Consider the following 11,683-nt stretch of genomic DNA (forward strand, 5'->3'; position numbering starts at 1 on the left):
ATTTACGTTACCCCCCAAGGGTTTGAGTCTTGTTTTTTCCTCAAAAATGTTTAGGTTCTGTGAGGATAAAGGAAGCCTACGTGGTAAGTTGCAATCACCCGCATTTATCCCTGGGGTAGTTCAGGGTCTAAGCACTTCTCAGGGCTACAATCGGGTCAAGTTGAGCCGCACGCCGGGCGGGAACGACACCAAAAAATAAACCAACACCGCCAGAGACACCAACAGCCGTAGCGATGGCAGTAAAAGAAATTGCTGCCTCTAAGGGAGATATTGCCGCTAGCAATACAATACTAGTTACACCAACGGTAGTCCCAATTACACCACCAATAACAGAAACAATTACAGCTTCAATGATGAATTGCAGCAAAATATCTTGTTCTGTTGCACCTATTGCCTTCCGCAATCCAATTTCTTGGGTGCGTTCAGTAACGGAAACCAGCATAATATTCATGATGCCAATACCGCCTACAAATAATGATATGCCAGCGATGGCAGCTAGCATGATAGTTAATGCACCTGTGATTTGACCGACGATTTGCAAAGCATCCTTTTGAGTATTGATTGTGAAATCATCTTCTCCAATAATTTTGTGCCGCAAACGAAGTAAATTAGTAATTTGAAACCTTGCTGCATCTACGCTTTCGGCATTTTTAGCTGAGACGGCAATATAAGTTAACTCTAATCCGTAGGGAGAAGTGCGCCCGACAATTCTGTTAGCCATTGTCACTAGAGGTATCAAAGCTGCTTCATCATAATTCACACCCAAATTTGAGCCCTTGCTTGTTAATACCCCAATGATTTGAAAACTGGCATTTTTAATCCGCAACTGCTCACCGATAGGGTTACTATCACCAAAAAATCTTTCTGCCAAATCTGCGCCCAAGACTACCACTTGGTTATTTCGTTTCATGTCTATGTCAGTGAAAAATCGCCCTGTGGCAATTTCAAAGTCACGAACCTTTAGGAAAGAGGGAGTTGTGCCAATGATATTAACATTGGTGTTTTGGTTACGGTAGATAACTACCTGCCTACTATTCAACTCTGGTGTAACTCCCGCTACCGTCGGTACTTGATTAGAGATGGCCTTGGCATCTTCAAATACTAAAGTTTTCGGTATATCTCTTGAGATACGCTGAGTGGCGCGATTACCTGGAATCACAAACAACATATTTGTGCCTAAAGATTGTAGTTGTTTGTCAACAAACCTTTGTCCACCTTCACCAATCCCAATCATGGCAATTACCGAAGCGTTACCGATAACAATCCCCAACATTGTCAGGGCGCTACGCAACTTATTGGACAGCAGGGTTTTTCCTGCCATTTGCATACTTTCTAGGAAGTTCATGATAATTCGTAATTAACACAAAAATAGGCTGAAAATTTTATTGCTTGTTCTGCTCTTTGGCTTTTTGGATGATGTAGTTTTTAGGTGGATTGACAAATACGCGATCACCTGGTTCTACTCCCTTTAATATTTGAGTTTGGTTTTCGATTTGCGCCCCAATAGTCACTTCACGAAACTGGGGTTTATTTTTTTCATCTGCTACCAGTACACCAGTTCTACCTTCTTCAGTGACAATTGCTACTGTAGGTAATACCACAGCATCACTGAGGCGATCGCCCAGAAAAGTCAGATTTACATTTAAGCCAGAACGGAGTTTATTTATACCTGTATCGAGAGCTACCCGCACTTGAAAGGATGTAACGCCTTGTTCTACTACCGCTTCAGGTGCAATCAAGCGCACATTTCCCTTAAATACTTGGTCAGGATAAGCATCAGCCACAATTTCTACTTGCTGTCCTGGTTCGATTCTGCCAATATCCACTTCTGGAACTTGAGCGAGTACTTCCAAACCTCGTGCAACTGCGACAATAGAACTAGAAGTTGCTGATGCACTGGTGGAAGCGGAAGTTGTGGGAGTCACAAAAGCACCGACATTAGCATATTTCTGGGTGACAATTCCCGATAAGGGCGCACGAATCACAGTATCTTGCAACCTGACTTCAGCCGCTTGCAATTGACCTTCAGCAGCTTTTACTACTGCTTCAAGTCGAGCAATTTCTTCTGGGCGACTACCACTTTGTAACAGTAGTAATGCAGCTCGCGCTTCAGTAACAGCAGCTTCTCTGACAGCAATTTCTTCACTGCGGCTACCACTTTCCAATAGTGACAATCGTTTTTGTGCTTCTACTAAACTCGCTTTTGCCCTTTGGTTTTCACTAATATACTGTTCTAATTGCTGTTGAGAAGTTACCCCTTGCTCTGTTAATTTTCCATAGCGGTTTACCTGGGATTCGGTGAAATTTACCTGTGCTTGGGCTGCATCTACTTGTGCTTTACCTTGAGCAATTTCTTGAGTACGATTCCCCCCGCGAGCTTGATTTAACTGTGCCTGGGCTTGGGCTAAATTGGCGCGGTTCTGCTGGATTTGGGCGGGGATCTCCCCCACATCCATCCGTGCGAGAACTTTTCCTTGGTCCACCCTATCACCTTGTTCTACATATAACTTTGCCAGCACACCTGGGGTTTTCGGACTAATATTCACACTCTGAACTGGAACAACTTTACCACTAGCAGTAATCCGTAAAGTTACATTTTGTGCTTCTACAGGAACAGTTAATTCGGTAGTATTTTGTTCATCAGTTCCCTGATTGACTAGGTTATGGGTAATAGTTGTACCCACACCTAAAACACCTACTGCTATTAAGCCCATTGCCCAGCGTAGCGGATATTTTACTTTGCCAATGAAGGGAAATTCTATTTGCGGAACCATAAACAGTAGCCTATGAATATCACTTGTGGTCAAGCAAGTGCAGAAATTTAAAAGATGTCTGGACTCAATGCTAAATACTAAATACTCATAGCCGTGACTGATAACCCGTTTTGGGCTACAGTACCTTGCTATGCCCATCAACTAAACACTTAATAGTTGCTTAATCTTTCTTTATATTAGCTTTTAGTCTTTGTTTACGTCTTCACCTGTTAAATTAATTTTGCCAGGGTATAGGTAATTGCCCTTGAGGGTCAACTTTGCCTTTCTTCTCCATCAGAGATCGTTTAAGCTAGCTGGAAGATTCCTTGATTTGTGGCTAAGAGGCGGTAGTGTGCCTAAACATGTTAGTTTGATTTCTTTTTTGGTTGTCTGTGGTTTGTGGATGATGCCAAAGCCAGCTCACCCACAGGCGCTGATACCACCTACACTGCAACTAGATGCAGAAACCTTAGAAAAACAAGGGTTGAGCTTAGCACAAGAAGCAGCTCAACTTGGACAGTTTCAGCAGTTTGATTTGGCTCTACCACGAGCTAGATTGGCTAGTCAACTCGCTCCTAATAATGATAGGGTCTGGTTTTTGTTGGGTGGTTTACATTTGCAAACCAAAGATTTTGATTCAGCGGTGGCGGCGTTAAAAAAAGCCCAATCCCTCAATCCCCAAAATGCTGACGTTGTGTTTGCTTTGGGTTCGGCTAATTTTCATCAGCAAAATTACCAAGCAGCTGTGACCCATTACCAAGAGGGTTTGAAGTTAAAAGCTGATAAACCAGAAGGATGGTTTGATTTGGGTAATGCTTACTATATGTTAGGTCGATTACCAGAAGCCATCGCTCAATACAATAAATCTATTTCTTTAGATAAAACATTCTGGCCAGCGATTAATAACATTGGTTTAATCAAATACGAACAAGGTGACGTTCAAAGTGCAATTAGACAGTGGCGAACTTCTGTTAACATCGACAAACAAGCGGCAGAACCTTTATTAGCATTAGCAATAGCATTGTATAATCAAGGCGAGCGCCAAAAAGCACTGTCCATAGGAGAAACTGCGATCCGCATCGATCAACGCTATGCCAGTTTAGATTTTCTCAAGGAAAACCTCTGGGGTGAACGATTACTTTCGGATGCGAAAAAATTCTTAGGATTGCCACGCATTCAAGCAGCTCTAGAGCAAGACGAAAACTAATCACCTTTGGTGCTAATTCCTAACGCCTATTTACAAATGCTGTTTCCAGAGGCAAAAATTAACAAGTCTTTGCCTTTTGCATTTGATTGTGCCAATTTTAGATTTTTTTGGTTAATCCCTTACACCTCCTGGATGCAACCAATCCCAAATCCTCAAGCCTCCTATCCTAGAGGTCTGGGTAAATGCAAAATCTAAAATCCCAAATCCATTGAGCAGTTATCCAACAAACCATCTTATAGTACATATATACTATTTAAGCCAGGAACTATTCGCCCAAAGTATAACTGGGCGAGTATTCCTGACGGTAGTAGTCGCTTTTTAGTGGATATCTTTGGGAAGAAGTGCAATGATTTGCTCAAGAAACTGTTGATGATCAACAACGGGCTTAGAGATGTAGCCATCAGCGCCGCTTTCCTTGAGAAAGTTCTCACGATCGCCTTGCATTGCATGTGCTGTTACCAAAATAACAGGTAAGTTTGCCGTTTTTGGATTTGATTTCAACATTTGTGTAATTTTGATACCATCAACAGACCGACCTTGATAAACACTTCTTGACAGAGAAACATCCATCAAAATCAGATCAGCTTCTCCTGAGTGAGCAATTTTTATGACTTCTTCCACATTTTCTGTATGTTTGACATGTAAGCTACCCCGTTTGGTCAAAATTTTAGAAAAAACACGAGCATTAATTAAATCGTCTTCAACAATTAAAACAGTTTTCATGAGAATTTAATTTATAAAGGAGAGGAAGATGATATCTGAGAAAAACAGTTGTCTAGCTTTTTTTAATTATCAAATTGCAGCGCCGTCATCAAGGATAATACTACTGCTGTTGATCCTTTGACCATCAAGATTGTGTGAGAAATCCTATTTCATCCGTTATGCTGTGTTTGCTGCAGTGTTCAATTCAAGCGACGTTTGTGTAATTCAATTTCAGGGAAAAAACTCATGGCAAAACAGTTAAACCTTCTCTCCACTGGACAGGTAATCACAACAGCCCTGCACACGGAGATGCAGCAGTCTTACCTAGAATATGCCATGAGTGTGATTGTCGGGCGGGCATTACCAGATGTGCGTGATGGCTTAAAGCCAGTGCATCGCCGGATTTTATATGCCATGCATGAACTAGGTCTAACCCCAGATAGACCCTATCGTAAGTGCGCCCGTGTAGTGGGAGATGTGCTCGGTAAATACCATCCCCACGGTGACCAAGCAGTTTATGATGCCTTAGTGAGGTTAGTGCAGGAATTTTCCAGCCGCTATCCCCTATTGTCAGGACATGGTAACTTTGGTAGCGTTGATAATGACCCCCCAGCAGCGATGCGCTACACAGAAACACGTCTCGCCCCCATCAGCCATGAGGGTATGTTGGCAGAAATTGGTGATGAAACTGTGGAATTTGTTGGTAACTTTGACAATTCCCAACAAGAACCCACGGTACTTCCTGCTGAATTGCCTTTTCTATTGCTGAATGGCTGTTCTGGTATTGCTGTAGGTATGGCCACAAATATTCCTCCCCACAATTTGGGAGAATTAGTTGATGGGTTGATTGCCTTAATTGACCAACCTGATTTGTCAGATGAAAAGTTATGGGAGTTAATTCCCGGCCCCGACTTTCCCACGGGTGGAGAAATAGTTGGTAACTTTGGGATTCGGGAAGCATACACCAGTGGTAAGGGTGGAATTGTGCTGCGAGGAGTGGCCAAGTTGGAGGAAATTGTACCTAGCAAAGGTAGTAAGCGGCGCACAGCAATTATTATCACCGAACTACCTTATCAAGTGAATAAGTCTGGCTGGATTGAGAAAGTAGCAGATTTAGTCAATCAAGGCCGCCTACAAGGAATTTCCGATTTGCGGGACGAAAGTGATCGCGAAGGAATGCGGGTAGTAATTGAACTTAAACGTGATGCTAACCCCCAAGAAGTGCTACAGAACTTGTATCACCAAACCGCTTTGCAAACCAACTTTGGGGCCATCCTCTTAGCATTGGTAGATGGACAACCCCGTCAGTTGAGTTTGCGGCAGATGTTACAAGAGTTTTTGAGATTCCGCGAACAAACCCTGAACCGTCGCTACAGTTATGAGTTAGGTAAGGCACAAAGTCGGCTACACATAGTGTCGGGGTTGCTAAAAGCTCTATCTCAACTGGATCAAGTAATTGAAATTTTGCGCCAAGCTGCTGATGGTAGTAGGGCAAAAATAAGCCTTTGTACCCGTCTAGATTTGACGGAGGAACAAGCAGATGCTATCTTGTCGATGCCATTACGTCGCCTGACAAGTTTAGAACAGCGTAACTTGCAGCAAGAATTTGAGCAACTCAGCAGACAAATTAGTTTACTGCAAATACTACTCAGCGATCGCCGAGAACTACTGAAGACACTGAAAAAAGATTTGCGCTCACTCAAGCGCAAGTATAACGACCCCCGACGAACTCAGATATTATCTGTCAGTAATCAAGATTTAGCTAAAAATAAAGTAGCGGAAATAGCTCAACAAAATTTACCATCTGCTCTACCAGTAGAAGAAGTAGTTTTAGAGTTTAGCTACCGGGGATATGTGCGTCGTCTTCAGCCATCAGCAAAAAAATCGAAATCTGAAAACCCTCTGTATGATCATGACTTCATGATCCGAACACATTTGACTACAACAGATCAAGAGTTGCTGGTAATTACCAGTGGGGGCAAAGTTTATCCTGTGACTGTGGGAGATATTCCCCCTACTACTGGACGTTCTCCACGGGGAACACCACTGATTACTATGCTCAGTAGTACGGCTCAAGGGGTTCAAGAATCCTTAGTTAGTCGCTTGATCCTATCGGAAAATTTGGAAGCCAAGCAAATGGTACTGCTCACAAAAGCAGGACGAATTAAGCGCCTGTCTTTAGCAGAATTTACGAATTTGACTCGTAGGGGAATTACGATTTTGAAGCTTAAAGAAGATGATGAATTGTTATTTACCCAATTAACTACTGACAAAGATAATCTAATTTTAGCCAGTTCGGGTGGGCGCTTGTTAAAGTTCGCCGCCGACGATCAACAACTTCCTGTTATGGGTCGCACAGCCCTAGGTTTACAAGCATTCCGCCTACTCAAACATCAACAAATGGTTGGCTGTGTAACTGAGGCTGGGAACGATAACTTATTGCTGGTTACTGAAGAAGGATATGCTAAACGCCTACCTGTGAGTCATTTAAAACCGGCTGAACGAGGTAATTTGGGCACACAAGCGCTGAAATTTGCCAGCAAAACGGATAATTTAGCTGGTATGGTTCAGTCCATCACCTCTGGTGAGGTAGCACTGGTGACCAATAAAGAGCGTGTTATGCGGATACCTGTGGAGACAGTGCCAATCTTGGGTAGAGATAGTCAAGGTCAAAGTATTCTTGACCTTAACCGCGATGAAAGAATTGTCTCAGTGATGGAAGTGGAAATGTAATCCCCAGAAACAAACAAAATTAGAAATTATCAAACCTCCCACGTAGAATCTGTACGAGGTTTTGAGTTGGATAACTGCTAAACTTTTCTATAAGTTAAAACTACTGCTAAATTTTGATTATCTATAAAAAACAGGGAAAATCTCAACTTTTAAAGCAAAAGTATCCGAGTAAATGTCAAAATAATTGCTAAAATTTAGCAATAGACATATTCGTCTGGGCCAATTTATTCCACTGAAAATAGATACTTTTTCCTACCAATAAGAATTAATTCAGTCAACACATAGCAACAAAACTATAAATAAACATTGCGTTTCCGAAAATATTTGTTATATTAGTTTACATAAAGCAATGATACTTCGTAAATATAGTTTGGAGTGCCAACCATGACAAACGCAACTAACGTTAATGCTCCTGTAACTGAAGATCGCAACGCTTGGCGCTGGGGCTTTACACCCCAAGCCGAAATCTGGAACGGTCGCTTGGCAATGATTGGCTTTTTAGCAGCTGCGCTAATCGAGTTGTTTTCTGGTCAAGGCTTCTTGCATTTCTGGGGCGTTCTGTAACTTTGATTACACAGAATTAGCTAAATAAAAAAATAAAGAAAGACCTGGTGATGACAATTCACTACCAGGTTTTTTACTTGTTTGTTATTTCTCCTGAGTCATTTGTTTAGAGCGAATGACCCATGACTAGTGACTAGCGAATATATTCCTTGAGCACACTGTTGCGATTGGGGTGGCGTAACTTACGGAGTGCTTTCGCTTCAATTTGACGAATCCGTTCACGGGTGACATTGAAAATCTGTCCAATTTCCTCCAGGGTCTTCATGCGACCATCATCCAAACCATAGCGGAGTCTGAGGACATCACGTTCCCGAGGACTGAGGCTATCGAGGACTTTTTCTAGGTCTTCACGCAGCAGATTTTTGGAAACCTGATCTTCTGGAGTTTCACCATCGGATTCAATAAAATCTCCTAATCGAGAATCTTCTTCTTTACCGATAGGTGTTTCTAATGAAATAGGCAATTGGGCAGATTTAGCAATAAACCGCAACTTCTCAATGGTCATTTCCATGCGAGTGGCGATTTCCTCTTCAGTGGGTTTGCGACCCATTTCTTGGGATAGCAACTTGGTAGTTTTTTTGATCCGCGAAATAGTTTCGTAGAGGTGAACAGGGAGGCGGATAGTACGAGATTGGTCAGCGATCGCACGAGTGATTGCTTGACGAATCCACCATGTAGCGTATGTAGAAAACTTATAACCTTTTTCATGGTCAAACTTTTCCGCAGCGCGGATCAAACCGAGACTACCTTCCTGAATCAAGTCCTGGAAGGACAAACCACGATTCATATATTTCTTCGCAATTGACACCACAAGACGCAGGTTCGATTGCACCATTTTATCTTTTGCCCTGCGACCAATATGCAAGCGATAAAGAAATGTCCGCTCTGGTAATTGTACTTCTTGAGCCCATTCCTTATATTCAGGTTCCCTTTCTAAGCGTTCTTGCAGCCTATCCCGCACCCTCTCTAATTCCAGCAAATCAGCGATTTTCCGAGCCAATTCGATTTCTTCATCTGCCCGCAATAGGCGAATACGACCAATTTCTTGTAAATAAAGGCGAATCGAGTCTTCAGTGTAGTGCTTTTTCTTGCTTTGTGCCCGACGACGTGATTTAGCGGCTTTTCCAGACTTTATGTCGTCCTCATCAGACTGAGGCTCTAAAAACTCATCTTCGCCATCATCGTTAATCAGCAAGTCCTCTTCTTCTTCTTCTTCTTCGACTAAGAGTTCTAACTCGATATCAGGCTGATTTATTATTTCTAGGTCAGGCTGATAAATGCTTTCGAGTACGTTGTTAGCCTGGTTCATGCCGCGTTCCTCATGCTCCTTGCAGAATCAATTACTCAAGATGTGTTTACTGCTCTTTTAATTGAGCTAGTTAACTACCGAAAATAGGGTTTTAGGCTGATTTCCCGGAAATCTTTTCGGAAGTTTTGTTCCTCTATTAGAGGATATCTGACTGTGTGTGAAAAGTCGCAGTAACTGCTGACTTGACCATTTTAGTTAGAAATCATATGTGTTGCTATGACATACAACTTTTAACTCATTCGTCTCAATAAATAGTTATCTTGACACCAAAAATCTACCATTCCATATAAGCAAAATATCACTGTGATATGGATGCTGGCATATTTTCTGATAAAGACTTTTCCGATTGTAGCCTGTTTCACAAAAATTGCACTCTTTTTGTGTATTAATCATGATGCCATTTAGTAAGGTAAAGCCCCAATAACAAAAAAATATTGGAAATGGTAGTCATACCCTTAAATTTTTTCTCAAACCTTTTGGCATTCTAGTGGCCTTATCTTTCCATTGTCAGGAAAGTAACCGGCTTTTACATAGCTTTAGGTGTGATTTGCAACATTAATTACTTAGAAGCAGTTTTGTTAATGTTAACTTCAGCGAGAAATATTAGTGCACTCATTTTTACATTTCCTTTATTCATGGTTCAATCTTAAGAACTACATGAGCTTCTTACAGGGTAAATACAGCAAGAATCATCATGCTTGTCTCAAGACACTTAACCTTACCTATGCCCCATGCCTGAACTAAGGAGTTGAGGCTCTGGCGGAATCAGCCCAATGGCAAACAATTCAGATTTGGCTGATTGGTCTTACTCAAACATTAGCGCACTGCGGAGATTTCAACCCTATGAAACTTGACAAACCGTTCTTATTGTATACATCGATATTTTAATCAATTCAGCAGAAATTTGACAGTGAAAATTAGAGATGTTAGCCTACTTAAGGCCAAAATTTAGATGATACAGGCCAAATAATAGCCATCATCCCGGCAATATTGGCAGGTATCAGCAGTGAGAACTTGGAACATAGAGCAGTCAGATTATCGGTTTAGGACTACTTCCAGAGTGGCTTTGAGTAAAAATCTTGTTAAGTATAACAGTTGCCACTTAAAGACAATATTGTTATTCTTTAATATTGATTCCCCAAGATGTTTAACCAATTCTGTTGGTAGACAAGATTTCGTTTTGCTATTCAAGCATAACAAATGCTTTTCTAACTTGTGGGAGAAATTCACCCATGAGTTATGGAGTGATGCTTTTAAAGCTTAATTAAGTGTTGATGCACTTGCTATCTGTGAGTAATACTCAATTTATGTTGAAAATACTATTGACAATAATGTATCTATATGTTTTCCATCATCCGAAGAATTAATAGCTATGTTAATTTGATTCTCAAGTACTTTACCAAACAATTTCCCCTGACTAAAAAGCACAAAAAAAATTCCTCCGGTTTTCGTTGTTGCTGACCAAGCAATCAAACCAGAGACGCATGGTTTTTGATTAAATTATATGGGCTTAAGCTTGTTTTCTGGGTAATGGGAAAATATGGTGGCAAAATTACCCCATCAATCTGGAAGAAAGATATTCTCTCACTGACCAAATACGTGGTTCTTCTCCTTTATTGTATGGGAATTTTGCATAAGCTTGGAAAAAAAGAAGATATAAAGTCTCAGAAGTGTTGAACGTTAAAAAATAGGTTACAAAAGTTCCCCAAAATATATTAAAGTTTGGCCTAGCTATCTAAAAGGTATTGTTTAATGACGATTGTAAATTCATTTCCGAAGATTGTCAAAGACATCCTCAGTGCATTACAAAAAAACGATTATCCGGTACTAAATAGCCGTCTGTTTGTGGAGTATTGGCTAGCTTATGCACTGGACAATAGCTTATGCGGGATTTATTTAAAAGATTAAATTATACAGGGTAAAGCCTGAACATTGGCACATTCTCCAAAGCCAACACACATCGAAGCCAAGAACCATTCCAAAAAATATATCAGCAATTAAATCAATTAATTCAGAAAAAAGCCCAGAATAAGTTACATAACAAATACGCAATATTTTCAATTGATTAAACAGTCATCACATTGACAAGTAAATTACTATGGCTGTTAGGTAATCACCAAGTAAAACTTTTAGTTCCCTCAACCTGACCACAGGAATACCAGAGGATAATTTCATCAATTAGAAAATATTATGCTTTGTTGACATTTTCACCCTTTATAAAACTACTATACAGAAATATGAAAACTTTTCTAAAGATATTCAACATTTCTAATAAAGCCAGAAATGTTGAATGTCGTTACAAAACTTTACATAGTTAGATATAGTAGTCCTATCAAAGGTGAAAATGTCAACATCTCATAATATCTTCCATCCAATGAACATAACTGATTTGTTGACACATACAAGCTTGAAGGT

Annotated in this window: 7 protein-coding genes and 1 pseudogene; 4 read left to right on the forward strand and 4 right to left on the reverse strand. The window is 40.7% G+C overall.

Annotated features, from left to right (window positions below):
- Positions 1-127: 127 nt before the first annotated feature.
- Entirely contained in the window at positions 128-1,345 is a 1,218-nt protein-coding gene (locus NWP25_RS18440; protein ID WP_280651866.1) for an ABC transporter permease, read from the reverse strand.
- Between the two features lie 37 nt (positions 1,346-1,382).
- Positions 1,383-2,774 carry an efflux RND transporter periplasmic adaptor subunit gene (locus NWP25_RS18445; protein ID WP_280651867.1) on the reverse strand — a complete coding sequence of 464 codons (1,392 nt, stop codon included), beginning with the start codon at positions 2,772-2,774 and terminating at the stop codon, positions 1,383-1,385.
- A gap of 331 nt (positions 2,775-3,105) precedes the next feature.
- On the opposite strand from NWP25_RS18445, the gene NWP25_RS18450 reads away from it, so the two are divergent.
- Entirely contained in the window at positions 3,106-3,960 is an 855-nt protein-coding gene (locus tag NWP25_RS18450) for a tetratricopeptide repeat protein (RefSeq protein ID WP_280656373.1), read from the forward strand.
- Between the two features lie 318 nt (positions 3,961-4,278).
- Here the strand turns inward: NWP25_RS18450 and NWP25_RS18455 are convergent, their stop codons facing one another.
- Complete coding sequence (locus tag NWP25_RS18455; protein ID WP_280651869.1) at positions 4,279-4,683, reverse strand: response regulator; 405 nt, start codon at positions 4,681-4,683, stop codon at positions 4,279-4,281.
- Positions 4,684-4,908: 225 nt separating this feature from the next.
- Here NWP25_RS18455 and gyrA point away from each other — a divergent pair, with 225 nt between their 5' ends.
- The gene (gyrA, locus tag NWP25_RS18460) at positions 4,909-7,395 is read left to right on the forward strand and encodes a DNA gyrase subunit A (RefSeq protein ID WP_280686704.1); all 2,487 of its coding nucleotides are present in this window, start codon (positions 4,909-4,911) and stop codon (positions 7,393-7,395) included.
- 384 nt (positions 7,396-7,779) lie between these two features.
- Positions 7,780-7,959 (forward strand): chlorophyll a/b-binding protein, encoded by a 180-nt coding sequence (locus tag NWP25_RS18465; protein ID WP_280651871.1) that lies wholly within the window; start codon positions 7,780-7,782, stop codon positions 7,957-7,959.
- 133 nt (positions 7,960-8,092) lie between these two features.
- Here NWP25_RS18465 and rpoD read toward each other — a convergent pair whose 3' ends face one another.
- Positions 8,093-9,268, reverse strand: coding sequence for an RNA polymerase sigma factor RpoD (gene rpoD / locus NWP25_RS18470; protein ID WP_280651872.1), 1,176 nt, complete (start codon positions 9,266-9,268; stop codon positions 8,093-8,095).
- Positions 9,269-11,020: 1,752 nt separating this feature from the next.
- Between rpoD and NWP25_RS18475 the strand changes: the two are divergent.
- Positions 11,021-11,447, forward strand: a pseudogene (locus NWP25_RS18475) (hypothetical protein); the annotation flags it as partial.
- Positions 11,448-11,683 lie beyond the last annotated feature (236 nt).

Source organism: Umezakia ovalisporum Ak1311 (assembly GCF_029891685.1).
GTDB classification, from domain to species: Bacteria; Cyanobacteriota; Cyanobacteriia; order Cyanobacteriales; family Nostocaceae; genus Umezakia; species Umezakia ovalisporum.

Coding starts and splice junctions, on each gene's coding strand:
- NWP25_RS18440 (WP_280651866.1), bottom strand. CDS start 1,345: ATGAACTTCCTAGAAAGTATGCAAATGGCAGGAAAAACCCTGCTGTCC.
- NWP25_RS18445 (WP_280651867.1), bottom strand. CDS start 2,774: ATGGTTCCGCAAATAGAATTTCCCTTCATTGGCAAAGTAAAATATCCG.
- NWP25_RS18455 (WP_280651869.1), bottom strand. CDS start 4,683: ATGAAAACTGTTTTAATTGTTGAAGACGATTTAATTAATGCTCGTGTT.
- gyrA (WP_280686704.1), top strand. CDS start 4,909: ATGGCAAAACAGTTAAACCTTCTCTCCACTGGACAGGTAATCACAACA.
- NWP25_RS18465 (WP_280651871.1), top strand. CDS start 7,780: ATGACAAACGCAACTAACGTTAATGCTCCTGTAACTGAAGATCGCAAC.
- rpoD (WP_280651872.1), bottom strand. CDS start 9,268: ATGAACCAGGCTAACAACGTACTCGAAAGCATTTATCAGCCTGACCTA.